The following is a 16,100-nucleotide window of genomic DNA, read 5'->3' on the forward strand; positions in this document are numbered from 1 at the left end:
CTAGGTTTCCGTCGGGGAGATTCGCTCATGAGTCTCTTTCAAATAAAGCAAAGGAGAGCAACAAAAATGTCTGAAAACTTCCAGCTCGCCTCGAAGCTCGCCATCGAGCCGGCAGGCAATCACCTCAATCTTGAGCGTCTGAATAGCAGCCACGCTACCTATGGCGATCTGCTTGACGCTTTCGCACGTGAACTGAGTTCGGAGGAAATCCTGCTGATTTCGGGTGCCGCGAAGGCGGGTGGCTCGTACTGCGGAACTTCCTACGCATAAAAGTCTGTTGAGTGCTGGCTGCCAGTTGTCTTGGCAGTCGGCATTTAAATAAAGAAAACAATGTGGCCCGACTGTACGGTGTCCAAGCAATGGCAGTGTCCGTGACTCGGTCGCTGGCTCGTTTAGTTGCGGACATTACACTCGCAACCCTTGTTAGGCAGGGTTGATATCCTCGTCCTGGGCGGGGGGGCTGTTTCCACAATAAAAAATTATAAAAGTTAGTTATCTGAAATGGCTATCGATTTCAAGATTAGTGCTGAGAGCTTCAAAAAGGAATATCAGGAGCGTCTGCCCTTCGTGATGAAGGGGGCGGTGAGCACCACGAACTTGGCGTGGTCGGACATTAACGACGTTATTGCCAGATGCGACCCCCAATCTGAAAACTTTCGCGTGTCTTTCCCTAGTGGCAACATTGCCAAGGAAAAATACGTGCGCACCTACTTTCATGTTGGCGATATTTTAAAGCGACTTGACAAGCCTGCGCTCTATTCTTATTTGCGCGAGGGCGGTACGCTTGTTGCGAATCACATCTATGACGAGCCGATTTTCAATGACTACGCCAAGGACATCGCACAGTTCACTGGCCGCCAGACTGTAACCTCAGCTTATATTGCATTCGGCGAAACTGACTCCTATCGCGCGCACTGGGACTCGCGGGACGTATTTGCCGTGCAATTGAAAGGGCGTAAGCGCTGGGTTGTTTACCCCCCTACGTTCGAGGCTCCCCTTTACATGCATCAGAGCAAATATCTGGAGCATAAACACCCTTGCCCCGAGACGCCTTACCTGGACTTCATTCTCGAGGAGGGAGACGTTTTCTATATTCCCCGGGGATGGTGGCATAACGTGACGCCACTGGGCGAGCCGACGGTGCATCTGGCTATCGGGACGTTCCCGCCGTTTGCGGTCGATTACGTACGGTGGATTTTCCGGCAGCTGCCCGATTTTCTCCATGCCCGCAGGGCGCTGGAGAACCATGATCAAGACAAGGACTCCATCAAAGCCCTGAGTGAGCAAATTGCTCAGCTAATGAATGATCCAGTCTGCTACCAGGCATTCATGGAGGGGCATGTCGGCGATCAGGTGCTTGAGACTCGCTTGAACTTGGAAAAGCTTGGCGACGGCAGCGTTGGCGTACTGGACGCTGGAGAGAAGATCCGCTTCAACGTATTAAGAAGCGACCTCGCTGATGAATACCTCGTCACCAGCAGTGGCAAGTTTTCGTTCAAGGATGAACTGGGTGCGTTGAAGACCTACCTGATGGAGCATCCTTTGACCACAGTCGCTGAAATCGAGGCGAACTTCCCGCATGCATCACGCCCCCAACTTTCGGAGCTGCTCTATCTCCTGGCTAGTAATGGCGTGGTGGAAATCCTCTAACAGTCGCTAGCTCACCTCCTGTCTCTCCGTACGGGTAACACGTTTCTCGGGGCTGGTCTCGGCCAGCCTGTGAACATTGCCTTGCGGGATGACCAAGTCCTGCGCGGAGCCCTGATAAATGACATTTCAACTGCCATATCCTTTTGGTGTCGAGTACATGAGGCAGAACAAGATTTTCATGCTGTTCTGCCCCCCCGACCGATTGGACGCAGAGCAGCGTCCGGTTCTCGAAGGGCGGTCGATCCTCTACACGCTGGATGAATGCGCCTTGCAGCCATGCCCATATACTGATTCCCGAGGTGATAGCGGTAAACCGATCAACGTCGAGTCACTCAAGGCGCTTTCGCGTCACCAGGAGGCGACGGCACAGTTCATACAACATATCGGTAGCTACCTGGCGGAGGGGCAGGGCGGTATTGCCGGTGCGCCGGATCTTGGTCGCTTATATGCGCTCTCATACATCGGCTATCGAGCGCCCTCGCTTTATTTCTGCAAGAAGTTCCTGGACGACTCCGTCGCGATTCCTGTCGTTTGTGCGGTGGCATCGAGGTTCTTTCATGGCTTGGTGAACATGCTCGCACTGATCGCACTGGAGCATGAGGGGCGGTTGGTAGGCGTATCCATGACCGCTGAACAGCTTTATCGGTATGCCGATGATCGTGGGCATCTCATCGGTTTGAAAGAAGCATGCGCCGCCTCGAAAGCGACCATCGTCAAGTACCTGGCCCTGTGCCTGGAGGCCGGCGCCACAAAGTCACCTGCAGACCAGCCGGCATCGTTACCGATCGATGCCATCGCACGGACGGCGCGGGTGACCATGGATCTCGAGTTTGCCTCTCTGGTTTATGAAACAGTGCGTTGCTGGTTCTGGTCCAGGCTGCCTGGCAACGAGGACAAAGCTGTCAAGCAGATGTTTGCCACCACCCATTGCCTACAGGCTCGGAAGATAGCCAAGGCCGAACAACCCTTTGAACATGTGCTGTTCACCAGGGCGCGAAACCTCATGCTGACCCTGGGACGTGAGCCAGCAGCGATTGCTCGGTTGGTCGAGATAGCGCGCGATGGGATCAACGCGGTTGCTCACGATCGTCTCAGTCGCACCGTGGTGCATGAGCGATTGAAAGCGCAAATGGTAGACATCTTTGCACAACAGGCAGAGTGCCTTGAAAAGCACACAGGGTGGGAAGGTTGTCTTTCTTCTGACCTGGATGTTTTCTTCGGCGGCTGGCCAGATTGAAGATATGAAAGCCAATATGGAAAACAAAGAGTTATTCAGAAAAAAAGCCTTGGAAGCGAGAAAGGAAGCGAAGAGTCTTCATGGTGAAGTATTGCTCTATTTGCCGGAGTCCTACCGCGGCATATTGGTGATCGTATCGGTGGTGCTCGTGCTTTTGGTAGCCATGCTGGTGTTTGGTTCCTATACCAATAGAGTCACCGTAAAAGGGGAGCTGTTTTCCACGCGCGGTGCGATTCCTGTCTATCTGCCAAGGCCGGGCGTTATCAAGCACTACTATGTCGGAGAAGATGAACTGGTAAGTCAGGACGCCCCTTTGTTTGTCGTGTCGACCGAAGTCTTTGGTGCCGAAAACAGAGGGACATCGACAGAGACCATCAGCCTGTTGGTCGAACGCAAACATCTACTGCAGCGCCAGCTTGAAAGTGAAGCCAGTGCGTCCGAGGAAAAACTGCGCAGTATCGACGGCCAGATCATCTCGAAAAAGAATGAGAAACAGCTCATTGAAAGGCAGCTGGCGGAGGTCAAGAAAAAAAACAACCTGTTGGCAATTGGTCTTCGAAAATATGAAGAGGCTCGACTGCAGGAAGCCATTTCCGACGACTCCATGACGGAAAAAACCATTACCGCGTTGAACGGCCAGATCGACTATCACGAGCGGCGCCGGCAATTCGAATCAACCGTGCGCGACATTGCCAACCTGTCCTTCGAGCGCGAGCAGGCCATTTCAGAATTTGGCAGGCGGACCTTGCAGATCAAAGGTGACTTGCTGGTCCTTGAGGAGCAGATGCTGGCTGCGGAGTCGCAGAAGGGCACCATCGTCAAGGCACCGGCAGCCGGGACCGTGACGGCTGTTCAAGGGTTCAACGGATCTTATTACGACAATACCAAACCGGTTTCCTTCATCTTGCCGTCAGGAGCCGCGTTAGAGGCCCGGCTGCTGGTGCCGGCAGACGCCATTGGTTTCATCAAGAAAGGTGACACCGTGTCGCTCCGCTATTCGGCCTATCCCTATCAACAATTCGGCCAAGGGAAAGGCACCATCTATTCGATATCGGGCACTTCCTTGCGGCCTGAGGAAATCGCCTTGGGCGCAAAGCTGTCGATCACGGAGCCCATGTATCTGGTCAAGGCAAGACTGGAGATGCAAACGATCAACGGCAACGGGGCGAGCTACGCACTGAAACCCGGGATCGTGCTTGACGCGGACATCATGTTGGAAACGCACAAGATCTATCAGTGGTTAATCCGTCCGTTCCTTTCACTTTCCCAGAAATTTAGATGATCACGTCATGAAAAACCGGCCATATTTCACTCGACTATTCGAGCCTCGCTTTCCCACGGTCTTGCAGACTGAGTCGACCGAGTGTGGCCTTGCCTGCGTCGCCATGCTGGCAAATTATCACGGTCATTACGTGACCTTGCGTGACTTGCGATTGAGGTTCTCGATTTCATTGAAGGGCATTTCCCTAGGCGCCCTGCTCAGGGTCTGCAAACACAATGGACTTTCCGGTCGGCCGGTGCGGACGAATCTATCCGGGTTACGCCAAATCAAGTTGCCATGCATTTTGCACTGGAACTTCAATCATTTTGTCGTGCTCAGGAAAATGAGCGCAGATCATGCAGTTATTGTCGACCCGGCGCACGGCGAGCGTCACCTTTCGCTGGACCAGGTATCGCAGTCCTTCACGGGGGTTGCGATTGAGGTCTGGCCTGAATCCGACTTTGTGGTGGTAAAGCCGCAGAAAAATGTTCCGTTGTCGCAGTTGATGGGCAAGTTAAAGCGACGTAAGCGAGCCATCGGCGCAGTTTTGTTTCTCGCTTTGGCCATGGAGTTCCTTACAGCGTTATCGCCCTATTACATTCAGTTGGTGGTGGACAACGCGATAGGTGCGAACGATCGCAATATATTTGCGGTGCTGGCCGCGGGTTTTGCTCTGGTCTATCTGTTCAGAAACCTGATCGGCTCCGTACGCAGTTGGTTCCTGATGTACTTGGGAACCAGTCTAAATGTGCAGTGGAAAGACAATATTCTCGAACACATGCTCTCGTTGCCCCTGGAGTACTTCGAGAAGCGCCATGTGGGGGACGTCACGTCCAGATTCGGTGGCATTGACGCCATCCAGCGGATGTTGACGACTTCTTTTATCGAGTCACTGCTCGACGGAGTCTTTTCGATCGTCGTCATCGTGGTGTTGATGTGCTATCAGCCCATGCTGGGTGGCATCGTATTGGCCAGCACGCTGATGTATCTCGTGGTGCGTTGGATGATGAATGCAGCGCTATTGAATGCCTCGAAGAATGAAATCATCCACAGCGCAAAACAGAATTCCTATTTGCTGGAGACACTGCGAGGGATTCGCCAGATAAAACTGTATGGACAGCAACGTGATCGTCGACTCGCCTGGATGGCACTGTTTGTCAAACAAACGAATGCGAAGATTTCGGCGCAGAAAATTGATATTGGCTTCAAGTTCGCGAAGTCTCTCATATTTGATATTCAGAATATCATCGTGATCTGGTGCGGGGCGCTTCTGGTCATAAATAAGGAATATTCGGTCGGTGCGTTGATCGCTTTCCTGGGATACAAGCTTTTGTTCGAGGCCCGCGTGTCGGCGCTGATCGACAACCTGTTCATCATCCAGAACATCCAGTTGCAGGCGGACCGCTTGAGCGACATCGTGCTCTCTGCGTCAGAGCAGGTGGGTGAAGCGGCAGTCATCGAACCCAACGGACTCCCCGCCAGCCTGGAGTGCCGGGACATTTTCTTTCAATACTCATTGTTCGAGAAAAATGTCATTGATGGCATGAGCCTGAAAGTGGAAGAGGGGGAATCGGTCGCGATAATTGGTCCTTCAGGCTGCGGAAAGTCGACGATATTCAATGTGATTTTAGGGATCTACCAAGGTGCCAAGGGACGCATCCTGATCGGTGGAGAAGATGTCAGGACGCTGGGTATTGAAAATGTCAGGTCGATACTGGGGACCGTGCTGCAGGACGATATTCTCTTCGGTGGTTCCGTTTTTGAAAATATTGCCGGGTTCGATAGCGAAGCCGATCAGGACTGGGTCATGACATGCGCCCGCATGGCTAACATCGCCGATGAAATCGATGCAATGCCCATGAAGTACTACACCTTGGTCGGTGATATGGGGACGGTACTTTCTGGCGGTCAAAAGCAGCGCATTCTACTGGCCCGTGCGCTCTACAAACGACCGCGAATACTACTGCTCGATGAAGCGACAAGTCACTTGGATGTTTCAAATGAACGAGCCGTCAGCCGCGCTATTCAGTCATTGAAAATCACACGCATCATTATCGCCCATCGACCTGAAACCGTGCTGTCAGCGGACAGGATCCTGCTGATGAGCGAAGGAAAGATTAGCGCGACACTTTCACCGGCGGAAGCTGGCGAGTATCTGCGCGCGATGAATAACAATTAAGCCATTCTGGATAAGGGATTATGGTCAGTATCATTGAAACTATTAAGTTGCCTGCCTTGGACAATTGCAAAGGGGGCTTTGAAATTTTCAGGTGCCAGGGTGAACCGGACCGCCTGATGGATGCGATCATGCAAAGTCTCCGGGTTTTCTTCGTCTTGCCAGGCTGGAGGGTGGATCGTGCGCCGCAACATATTGTCTTTGCACGCCATGGCGCCGAGATCACGGTAGCGGTCAAGTCGGCCGGAGCGACCGCCGGGGCAGTCTCGTCACCCTTTGCGGCTCGCCATCCGACGACGGATATTGTAATCGTAGGGCGCGATCTGGATGCTGACGCCGATCAGTCCTATCAGTTGGCCGTGGACTTCCTGCGGGTGTTCAGCTCTTCGTATTCAAGCGATGAAGTCAAGTTGATTTGCGGTGGCTTTCCCTTGCTTACGCAGGTGGCGGCAAAACTGGACTTTGCCGATGAAAATGTTGCACTGATCTTTCGCGATCACTTTCTGGAGGACAACCTTGCGTTCCTGCTGTCCTGTCGGGATTCCGGAATCAACCCGCGCTGGATTTTTGCACTTTCCAAGGGTGACCGCACGTTGAAGCGGGACAGGATTGCAAGCTATCTGAAGAGCTTGCATTTCAATGTTGGTGTTTTCGATAACGCCGTTTTCGACGCCAAGGTGTTCGATGAAAACACTTCTTCGGTCTACGGTCTGCTCGAGCAGTTTGTCATGCAGGCCAAGGCCGCCGGCAAGCGCGTCATATTAATCGACGATGGCGCGTTGATGCCGACCATGTTCGGTCAGCGCCAGCATTTGATCGATTTTGTCATCGAGTTGACCATTATCGGGATCAAGCGCCTGAACGGACTCGGTGCGCTAAGCATGCCGGTGCTGGATCTGGCGCGCTCCAGGTTGAAGACTGCACTGGTCTATCCGGAAATCGCCGATGCATGTTTCCGCAGGGTCAGGCACATGCTGTGCGATGAAAAGTTTTCTGGGCGGACAGTAATCATCGCCGGTTATGGGAATGCCGGGCGTCCGCTAGCCGAGAAGTTTCGCTCCATCGGGTGCCAAGTTGTCGTGGTCGATGTCAACAAAATCCCCCTGATCTGTGCGGCTGAGGAAGGCTTCCGGACGTTCTCTTCCTTGAGGAAGGCACTTGAGCGACACAAGCCAATGTTGGTGGTCGGCTGTTCTGGCGAGGTATCCATCGGTGCCGAAGATCTCGAGTTAATTCCAGACGGCTGCTACCTAACCGGTATAGCGACCCGGGATCTTTCGGCCATCCGTAAGAATCTCGGTGAGCAGCAGATCACAGAGATTCCGCGATTCGGTACGGAGTATCGGTTGTCAGCGGATCGAGTGTTTTATCAACTCGGCGATGGACGTTCGGTGAACCTCTTTGAGTCCGATTCGATTCCAAACAAGGCTGGTGACATCTTCCGAGCGGCGGTGCTGATCATGCTGGCGTCGGGCATTGAGAAGCCTCGTTCATTCGAGGCTGGTATCAACTTGAAAGTTGTCGATGACCTTCTGCAAGACTCGGGAATTTTTGACTTGTACTACGAAACCTATCTTGACCAGGCCGGGGATGCATGATGAGCAGCGGTGAACAATGGATTGTCTTTGACTACGGCGGAACGCTTGCTTCGTCCAGCCCTCGGATTACCTGCGACAACCTGGGAGATTATTTTTCGCGTTTGTTGCCTGCATCGCTTGAGGAAGCGTTCCGCGCCGCGCTGGAACGCACTTGGCATGAGGCTGCCGAGCGTGGAAGATCACTTGCCCTTGATGTGAGCCTCTGTTCGATACTGCACGACGTCTTGCGCGAGCTCAATGTTCCATTCATAGGGACACAGAACATTGTCGACTCGTTCCTGCGCCAGCTGGGGGATGGGATTGTCACGCCCTCGGCTGCGGCAGCCGTGCACGAACTCAAGCGCATGGGATACAAGATCGGGTTGGCATCCAACACGCTGCGATCGTCTAAGGTCCGTAGGGAGTCTTTACGACAGGCCGCGATCGATGATGCGTTCTCCGCAATCATCATCTCTAGTGAAATCGGTTTTAGAAAGCCGCACCCGGTCTTCTTCGAGATTTTGCTAAGGCGGATTGGTGCTTCTCCCGAGCAGGTGATATTCGTTGGCGACACCTGGCACAAGGATGTCTTGGCACCGGTAGAGTCAGGCATGCGCGCCATCTGGATGGCCGGCTCGAATCAGGCCGATCCGGCAAGTGTCCTGCATTCGACTCCTTTCGTGACCGATCTCTCACAGTTGCCCTCGGTATTGCCCTTGGTGCTGGCCGAAATGCGTCTGCCATGTTGATGCACTTCAGACCTACAGCGCTGAAGCTCCGTGGTTCCTGTGCCATCGCCGTGTGCCAACAACATGCGGCGTCTGGTGGATTAGCTCTGTTGGCAACGACCGGAATGCTTTTGGCAGCTTGCACAGGAACCGCGGAGCAGGCGTCATCGATTGTGACGCCCAGTGCGTGGACCTACAGTCAGCACGGTAGCACGGGGCTTCCCGATGAGGGAGGCCAAGCCTGGTGGCGACGTTTTGATGATCCAAAATTGAACAGGCTCATCGACTCGGCGCTTGCGCGGAACACCGATCTGGCCAAGGCCGCGCTAAACGTAAAGGAAGCGCAGCTTATCTCGGAACTTGAAGGCGATCCTCTTCGATTCGGTCCTCAAGCTTCTCTGAGTGCTGTAACAGGGCGACGCCTTGACAACGGCTCCGGCATACGCGAACGGTCCAGTTCATTGCAGGCCCGCGCAAGCTACACGCTTGACCTGTGGGGTCGCCTGGACCAACAGAGAGACATTGCCCGCTGGGCATTGGAGGCTTCGGAGTTTGATCGACAGACAGTGCGTCTGAACACCATTGCCACGACGGCGGACCTGTATTGGAAACTGGCCTATTTCAATCAGCGTGTCGATTCAGCGGAAAAGTCTTTGGCGACGGCCATGCGTACGCAGCTTCTGGTTCAGGCACAGTCAATCGCTGGCGCTGTCTCGGCGTTGGAAAGGCGTGAAGCGGAGCAGACGGTACTGACTCAGCGCAGCAGTCTTTCACAACTGCGCCAAGCGCAGGTCGAGACACGCAATGCACTGGCTGTGCTATTTGACTCGGCTCCCGGCAACGACGTGCTTTTGCAGATCTTGGGTGACGAGCCGCAGAAGTTGCCTGACGGGGAGTTACCTAGTGTGCAGGAAGGCTTGCCCGCGGCATTGCTCGGACGTCGTCCCGACCTGCGTTCAGCCGAGTTAGCGCTGCACCAGAGTCTGGCCAATGTCGATGTCGTTCGTACCAGCTACTACCCTAACCTATCGCTGACAGGAGCCTTGGGCAGCACCAGCAATTCACTGGCGGATCTGCTCGCCAATCCAACGGCAACATTGGGTACAGGGGTCTCTCTGGCATTCCTTGATCTAAAAGCGATGCGGCGCGATACGCAAGTTGCGCAGGTTCAATACGAGGCGTCAATCATCCAGTTCCGCCAGACGCTGTACCAGGCGTTCGCCGACGTAGAGAACGCGCTTTCGTCCCGCGCCCACCTGACAGAGCAGGCCGAACTTCAGGCGCAGAACCTGGTGGCTGCCAGAGAGGCAGAACGCTTGTATGCAATACGTTACCGGGCTGGTGCGGTCGCATTGCGCATGTGGCTCGACGCGCAAGAGTCGTTGCGCAATGCCGAGCTACTCTTGGCTCAGGCACGGCTGAGCCAGCTTCAGAATCTCAATACGTTGTACCTGTCCCTCGGCGGAGACATGACAGCGCCATCTAAGACCACGGCCGAATAAATGACAGATAGGCGCAGCATGAAGATCACCGTTTTTGGCACAGGCTATGTTGGACTCACCCAGGCTGTTTGCCTGGCGGACGTCGGGCACAATGTATGCTGCGTTGATGTGGACGAACACCGTATTGCTCAGCTCAACCAAGGCGCTTCACCTCTGCATGAGCCCGGCATGGTGGTCCTGCTACAGCGAAATCTTTCGGCAGGGCGTCTGCATTTCACCACCGAACCCGCGAAAGGTGTGGCCTTTGCCGAGATACTCCTTATCGCTGTGGGCACTCCTTCCGATGAAGACGGTAGCGCCGACATGCAGTATGTGTTCGACGTCGTCGACACCATCGCCCGATTTGCGACCGGCGCCAAGCTGATCATTAACAAGTCCACCTCTCCTGTAGGGAGTGTCCAGAGCATCAGGGCCCGCTTGCAGGAGATCATGGCGAAGGCGCCCCGACGCCCGCAAATGCAAGTGGTCGCGAACCCTGAGTTTCTCAGGGAGGGTTCGGCGATCGAGGACTGCATGCATCCTGAGCGCATCATCGTCGGCATCGATGGCGAGTGTGGCACTGAGCTACTTGCAACGCTGCACGGACTTTACGGCTCCTTCTACCGTGGCCAAGAAACACTGATGGTCATGGATAGTCGCAGTGCAGAACTGACCAAGTATGCCGCGAACGGCATGCTCGCCACTAAGATTTCCTTCATTAACGAGATGGCCAACCTGGCCGAGCGTCTAGGCGCCGACATCGAGATGGTACGCAGGGGCATAGGTTCTGACTCACGTATTGGCCATGATTTCATCCATGCCGGCTGCGGCTATGGAGGCTCCTGTTTTCCGAAGGACATCCGCGCATTGCAGCACATGGCCGCCAGCGCGGAGTACCAGCCTCGGTTACTGGAAGCAGTGGAGGCGGTCAATCGCCGACAGAAGCGTAGAGTCTTCCAGAACATTCTCCATCACTATCACAGTGACCTCAGTGGCAAGGTATTTGCTCTCTGGGGATTGGCCTTCAAGCCCAACACCGACGACATGCGCGAGGCCCCCAGTCGGGTGTTGCTGGAGGATCTCTGGGCAAGAGGAGCCCGTGTACAAGCCTTCGACCCGGAGGCCATGCAGGAAGCGCGACATCTGTACGGAGAACGCAACGATCTGTATTTGGCGAACACCAAGGAAGAAGCTCTGGAGGGGGCCCATGCCTTGGTGATTCTCACCGAGTGGTCGGCGTTTCGCATGACCGATTTCGGCCTTGTTCGCCGAAGCCTGCGGGACAGTGTGGTGTTCGACGGCCGCAACATGTTCCATCCGGCGAAACTGGAACGTGAAGGCCTGGCCTACTATTCAATAGGTCGAGCCAGTGTCGGACTGGACGCGCCATCTGCGTCAGGCAGTAGTCTGCCTGGAGCCGACGCTGACGTTCAGCGGCTGGCATTTCCGCGAGGTGAAGGGTGAAGCGTTGACCGGGGAAACCGATGGGCCAGCCATTGAGCCGCGTAATCAAGAATCCGGGATGCCGATGCAGTTAAGCGAAGCAGAAGGCAATACGGAGCATGGTGTTATACGCCAGTCATGCTGTGATCCCGCGCGGTCGGAGACCCTGTGCACGTCGGGAAGTCACCGGCCCAGCCAGGGCGACGGCTTTCCGGCTTGTGCGGAAAAAGTATTGTCCATCGCAGAATTTCAAATTTTGTCCGCCAACAACCCGGGCAACGCCAGTCTTCCGAAAGCCGTTTTTAGATACGGTGACAGAGTGCGCCATCAAACGACAAATACTCTTCAAAACTGGGACGCTTAACATTGAGGTTATTCTTGAGAACGCCGACTCGGTATGTGTCTTGTACCCCAGTTCCTTTGCAGGTAATGCATTGGCCGTTTGCGTAAAACTGTAGGTCTCCTTTAACGCAAACGCAGGGGCGGATTCTGAGAGTCATGGTCGAAGCCGGATTCTATTGAGTGGTCTCGGTTCTGAGCGCTCATCTTGTATGGTATGTAGGTTTGGCGCAATACCTGTAGACGCTAGCTGCGCTCTCCTTGCGCAGTCGCCGACGGTCATCACAATGGGGGTCGATTCTGTGCCATACCTGATGCGAAATTGCACCCTACTTGACCACCCGTTTGCGTTGCATATGACCACCTATTTGCATTGGACTTGATCAGATTTTTGAAAGGACTCCTCAGAGCAGAAGGACTTTGCCGGGGGGGGGGGCGCAATACTTCTATGCGTTTATCATCACACAGCCTGACATTGATAAGCCTAAACCTGCTATTCCTCCCAAGGTTTGAAGGCACAACCTCCGTGGCCGCGGTTGTTTAGTGGCCACCTTACGAACGCTTTCCTCTGTCACCAGGCTGGTAGCGTTGGATGGTTCATGGCTGCCTCGATAGGCATAAGAATTCATTGGCACCACTTCACAATTCACATGAATGCTGACATCGACTGGAGAGGCTGATGGATTCTGCTGGAACTCGCACCAAGAACACGGTGGAGAACACACTCACGATAGGGCAAATCATGCGGGGTCGATTAAGCGATTTTGATGTGCAAGGCACTTCGATTGAAGCTGATGGTGACCGACTGCTTGTTACCCACAATTTTGAAGGGGCATTAGAGGTCTACCGAAGCATCGAATCGCCCGGGCGGCCATTACGAGAGAAAATGGCTTACTCACTTTGGGCGCTTGGGAACGAGGGTGCCTGGACGATCCTTGGCGATGGTTTGGATTCGACCACAGAAGACGGCATTGCCATGGAGCTTCGCGCATTTGCCATGACCATGTTCAAGTCCGGGGCCAGTGACACACCTGTCGGTGTGCTCGTGGATTATGTACTGGCGCGCAAGGACCAGCTCCCATCAGTCATTCAATTGTTGTCATCGGCGATTTACGTGGCCGTATCGATGCGTTTGAATCGCGCTGAAGGACTACCTCTCTACCCCGCAAGTTGTGCCAAGGCCGTCACCGCCCTAAGGGAAATTTCCAAGCCGTACGCTGATTGCATGGAAGCGTTCGCATTGGCACGTCAGGTATACCTGAGTGGGGCCGACTCTCGGCCACTACATGATCTGATTGAGCAGATCGATCTAAAGCAGTGCCCGGTGCTCGGCTTTGTGTTCACTGCAGCATTGCTGGCCGAGAATAAGGGGGTGGCTCGGGAGGTCATTTCTGAGCTGTGCTCTCGGTACAATGGGCATGCAGAGCTGACCGCCACGGTCGCCATGGCTGCGATTCAAGCGTGTGATCTGGAGTTTCTTGACGAATTACCGGCCGAACTTCGGGAAATTGCCATGTTGTTGCCTGGGCTTCAAGTGTTACAGGCGATGACTAATGGAGACACCAATGGGTTGGTGTCCGCGATCGAGAAGCTGAAAAATGATGATGGCCCATTCATAAGCCAGGAAATGGCCATACATGAGCGTCTATTAAAAATCACATGGCGGGCATGGGATACAGGAACTTGGACAACACCCCATTCACTTGTGGCTGAATGGGCGCCCCAACTCGTCCCGTTACTGGCAGAGGGGGAACTCCGTGACTGGATTCTGGTGGAAGCCGCAGGTATGGGTGGCTACGATCTGAAATCCCTGACCAAATACTATTGTGAGCTCTTTAACCGTGAGCCGACATCGGCCAACCTCACGCTTATGTACGATGACCTTCCTCTTGATCAGCTTGATGATCAGGCACTTATTAAATACATCTTTGATGAAGCCACAGACGAAGACCCGTACTGTTCTCTCCTCGATCCTGAGTTTGCGCCGGATCTGGAACCGTTCTTCAAACGAGGTATTGCTGACGCACTGATTGCCAAAGCCGCCACCCTCACCGGAAACGCCAAGGATGATTATCATCGGGTGCTAACCCAGTGGGGGCTAGTCCGACGACCAGAGAGTATCGTCGTATTCGATTTTGAGCGGCGCCTTCTGGGAACCGAACTGCCTGAAGGAGTGCTCGAACACCTTGAATCAGTCAGGGCATCTATGGGCGGTGCCAGCGGCTCTCAGTTGGTGTATTTGCAATCACAGCTCGACAGGTTGTCCGCAGAGATCGCCCGGGCGACCCCAGTTTCAGCCGCAGAGGAGGCAGTTGCCGTCGCAATTAATGAAATTTTGAACCTGCAGGCGCACCACCTCAGTGAGGCGGGGCTAAAGCGAGTCAGTGCGCTGACCAAACGTTATGGGGCACCCAGCCTGCTTGCGGAGTTGCGCGCACTGGCCAAGGTTTCAAACACGACTCTAGGAACCGATGTCGTCGACGCTTTGGCAAATCACATGGTTCGCCAGCAGGGAACACTGACCACACGCCGCAGCTACCTCGCCGGCATTCTTCGCAAGCGATTGGTTAATCTGAAAAGCGACTGGCTCGACCAGCAGGTGTCCAGGTGCTTGAACCGTGGGGTCGACATTGAGCAGATGATCGAGCTGGCCAAAGGGGTAGACACGTGGGACGACTGGCTGGCAGGTCTTGAAAGACTGCGCCCTTACTGAGTTGGACAAGCGGTTGCGCTAGCCGACACAGCCCATCATCGGCACCGAATGATTCGACGACTGAGAAGGTTCATGCCGCAGGAGAGTGCAGGCCTTCATCCGGATCTACTCTTCCACATGTGGCACTATCCATTCAGCCGCCAGGGGATGCTTAGTGAAAGGAGTCATCGATCTCATCCGGGCGGTTATAATCTACCCGACCGCGTGCTCTTCGGTACGGGTCGAAACGCAGTCTATGCGCGCTGAGCCAGGCCTGCCATTCATCACTTCCCAGTCGCCACTCCCCAATCACATCGGCATCCGATTTAGCTTTGAATGAAACGGATAAGGTGCCTTCCTGAATTGCTTTGAAAAGGTGAGCTACCCCTTCCCCTGACATGAAGGGATGACGAAGTGCATCACTCAAGGAGAGGGTGCTCGAGCTTGATCGTCGATGTTTAATGCATGCGTTGGAGATGTCGAACGAGTTTGTATCGATCCACCACGATTGTCCCGCTGAGGGCCGACCGCCTCGGCAAGTAAAACAGCCGTTTTTGCATAGCACTTTGACGGTATTAACTGGCAGCTTTAGTTGATTGGCTGCTTGCGCAATATTCAACAAGGGAGGCAGGGTAGCGGCGAGGCGCCTAGCTTCTATCAGATCGACGGCAATGGTCTTGTTGCCGCATGCAGAGATGCCTTTGTATCCGTCAAGCTCGCCTTCGGCGATCAACCTTTTTAGCAATGGAACGTTAAGGTTGAGTGCCTTTGATGCGACCTCCAAGGAAGCCAGCTGCCTTGGCTCACTGGGTAAATGGAAGCCGAGATGCGAATTGCCACGAGTGCAATCTGAGTACAACGAATGCGTTTCAAGCTCAGAACGAACAAAATCAAAGACGGGGCTCGTAAGTCCCTCATAAATGTTCATTCTCAAACGATCTGCATGTCTCGCCGCTGAATTCCTCTTGGAGGTTGCAATACTGGCATCCAGTTTTTGAAGTGAGCAATGAAAGGAAGCTGGCCAGTCCGATAAGAGCTGGCCGGCAATCGATGTCATTTGATAAACGTTCTCTACCCGATGCAGATTGTTGCTTCTCTTCACTAACGTATTTCCAGCGCTGTATCCAAGGTCTGCTAACCACATTGCAATGCAGTGAAGGTCTAGAGGACCTAATTGGTCGACGGGGGAGAGGCCGTCGGAGTAGGTACCCCTCAGTCGCTTTTCAAATTCACAACACAACCACGCCGCCTCTGGAGAGGCGATGTGGTGCGCTGTTGTACAGTTGAAGATTGAGGCACCACAACGCAGGCATTTTTGGCATTCGATGGTTTGAAGGTTGAAAGGACTTGCGCAGTGGTGGCATCGATCCCTAAGCAAAATGTTATGTGAGGCGCATACAGTGTTCAGTGTCAGATCCCAGGTGGACTTGCCCCTACCAAACCGGACACCAACTCCCCGTTAAATTGATGCTGCCGCTAAGCGCCTGAACTCCCTCGGAGAGCGATAGTTCAAGGC

Annotated in this window: 11 protein-coding genes; 10 read left to right on the forward strand and 1 reads right to left on the reverse strand. The window is 54.2% G+C overall.

Annotated elements, in window-relative coordinates; genetic code table 11:
* The first annotated feature begins 66 nt into the window (after nucleotides 1–66).
* The 10 genes from ACIOU6_RS22040 to ACIOU6_RS22085 all read left to right on the forward strand — a co-directional run bounded on the left by ACIOU6_RS22040 (nucleotide 67) and on the right by ACIOU6_RS22085 (nucleotide 14,605).
* Nucleotides 67–270, forward strand: a complete 204-nt coding sequence (locus ACIOU6_RS22040) for a hypothetical protein (RefSeq protein WP_401138891.1) — start codon at nucleotides 67–69, stop codon at nucleotides 268–270.
* 231 nt (nucleotides 271–501) lie between these two features.
* Entirely contained in the window at nucleotides 502–1,650 is a 1,149-nt protein-coding gene (locus ACIOU6_RS22045) for a JmjC domain-containing protein (protein WP_401138892.1), read from the forward strand.
* Nucleotides 1,651–1,768: 118 nt separating this feature from the next.
* On the forward strand, nucleotides 1,769–2,887 hold the full coding sequence (locus tag ACIOU6_RS22050; protein ID WP_401138893.1) for a hypothetical protein: 1,119 nt from the start codon (nucleotides 1,769–1,771) through the stop codon (nucleotides 2,885–2,887).
* Nucleotides 2,814–4,169 carry an HlyD family secretion protein gene (locus ACIOU6_RS22055; protein ID WP_401138894.1) on the forward strand — a complete coding sequence of 452 codons (1,356 nt, stop codon included), beginning with the start codon at nucleotides 2,814–2,816 and terminating at the stop codon, nucleotides 4,167–4,169. The genes ACIOU6_RS22050 and ACIOU6_RS22055 overlap by 74 nt, the downstream gene beginning before the upstream one ends.
* A gap of 7 nt (nucleotides 4,170–4,176) precedes the next feature.
* Nucleotides 4,177–6,327: a peptidase domain-containing ABC transporter gene (locus ACIOU6_RS22060; RefSeq protein ID WP_401138895.1), complete on the forward strand. Its 2,151-nt coding sequence runs from the start codon at nucleotides 4,177–4,179 to the stop codon at nucleotides 6,325–6,327.
* Between the two features lie 20 nt (nucleotides 6,328–6,347).
* Nucleotides 6,348–7,922, forward strand: a complete 1,575-nt coding sequence (locus ACIOU6_RS22065) for a hypothetical protein (RefSeq protein WP_401138896.1) — start codon at nucleotides 6,348–6,350, stop codon at nucleotides 7,920–7,922.
* Nucleotides 7,922–8,650, forward strand: a complete 729-nt coding sequence (locus tag ACIOU6_RS22070) for an HAD family hydrolase (protein WP_401138897.1) — start codon at nucleotides 7,922–7,924, stop codon at nucleotides 8,648–8,650. Before ACIOU6_RS22065 ends, ACIOU6_RS22070 begins: the two co-directional genes overlap by 1 nt.
* Complete coding sequence (locus tag ACIOU6_RS22075; RefSeq protein ID WP_401138898.1) at nucleotides 8,644–10,131, forward strand: efflux transporter outer membrane subunit; 1,488 nt, start codon at nucleotides 8,644–8,646, stop codon at nucleotides 10,129–10,131. Before ACIOU6_RS22070 ends, ACIOU6_RS22075 begins: the two co-directional genes overlap by 7 nt.
* An 18-nt stretch (nucleotides 10,132–10,149) precedes the next feature.
* Nucleotides 10,150–11,574, forward strand: coding sequence for a UDP-glucose dehydrogenase family protein (locus tag ACIOU6_RS22080; RefSeq protein ID WP_401138899.1), 1,425 nt, complete (start codon nucleotides 10,150–10,152; stop codon nucleotides 11,572–11,574).
* A gap of 997 nt (nucleotides 11,575–12,571) precedes the next feature.
* The gene (locus tag ACIOU6_RS22085; RefSeq protein ID WP_401138900.1) at nucleotides 12,572–14,605 is read left to right on the forward strand and encodes a hypothetical protein; all 2,034 of its coding nucleotides are present in this window, start codon (nucleotides 12,572–12,574) and stop codon (nucleotides 14,603–14,605) included.
* 151 nt (nucleotides 14,606–14,756) lie between these two features.
* Here the strand turns inward: ACIOU6_RS22085 and ACIOU6_RS22090 are convergent, their stop codons facing one another.
* On the reverse strand, nucleotides 14,757–15,686 hold the full coding sequence (locus ACIOU6_RS22090; RefSeq protein ID WP_401138901.1) for a hypothetical protein: 930 nt from the start codon (nucleotides 15,684–15,686) through the stop codon (nucleotides 14,757–14,759).
* Between the last annotated feature and the right edge of the window lie 414 nt (nucleotides 15,687–16,100).

The sequence above is a fragment of the Pseudomonas sp. NPDC087615 genome, assembly GCF_044743445.1.
Classification (GTDB): Bacteria; Pseudomonadota; Gammaproteobacteria; order Pseudomonadales; family Pseudomonadaceae; genus Aquipseudomonas; species Aquipseudomonas baetica_A.

Coding starts and splice junctions, on each gene's coding strand:
- ACIOU6_RS22040 (WP_401138891.1), top strand. CDS start 67: ATGTCTGAAAACTTCCAGCTCGCCTCGAAGCTCGCCATCGAGCCGGCA.
- ACIOU6_RS22045 (WP_401138892.1), top strand. CDS start 502: ATGGCTATCGATTTCAAGATTAGTGCTGAGAGCTTCAAAAAGGAATAT.
- ACIOU6_RS22050 (WP_401138893.1), top strand. CDS start 1,769: ATGACATTTCAACTGCCATATCCTTTTGGTGTCGAGTACATGAGGCAG.
- ACIOU6_RS22060 (WP_401138895.1), top strand. CDS start 4,177: ATGAAAAACCGGCCATATTTCACTCGACTATTCGAGCCTCGCTTTCCC.
- ACIOU6_RS22065 (WP_401138896.1), top strand. CDS start 6,348: ATGGTCAGTATCATTGAAACTATTAAGTTGCCTGCCTTGGACAATTGC.
- ACIOU6_RS22070 (WP_401138897.1), top strand. CDS start 7,922: ATGAGCAGCGGTGAACAATGGATTGTCTTTGACTACGGCGGAACGCTT.
- ACIOU6_RS22075 (WP_401138898.1), top strand. CDS start 8,644: ATGTTGATGCACTTCAGACCTACAGCGCTGAAGCTCCGTGGTTCCTGT.
- ACIOU6_RS22080 (WP_401138899.1), top strand. CDS start 10,150: ATGAAGATCACCGTTTTTGGCACAGGCTATGTTGGACTCACCCAGGCT.
- ACIOU6_RS22085 (WP_401138900.1), top strand. CDS start 12,572: ATGGATTCTGCTGGAACTCGCACCAAGAACACGGTGGAGAACACACTC.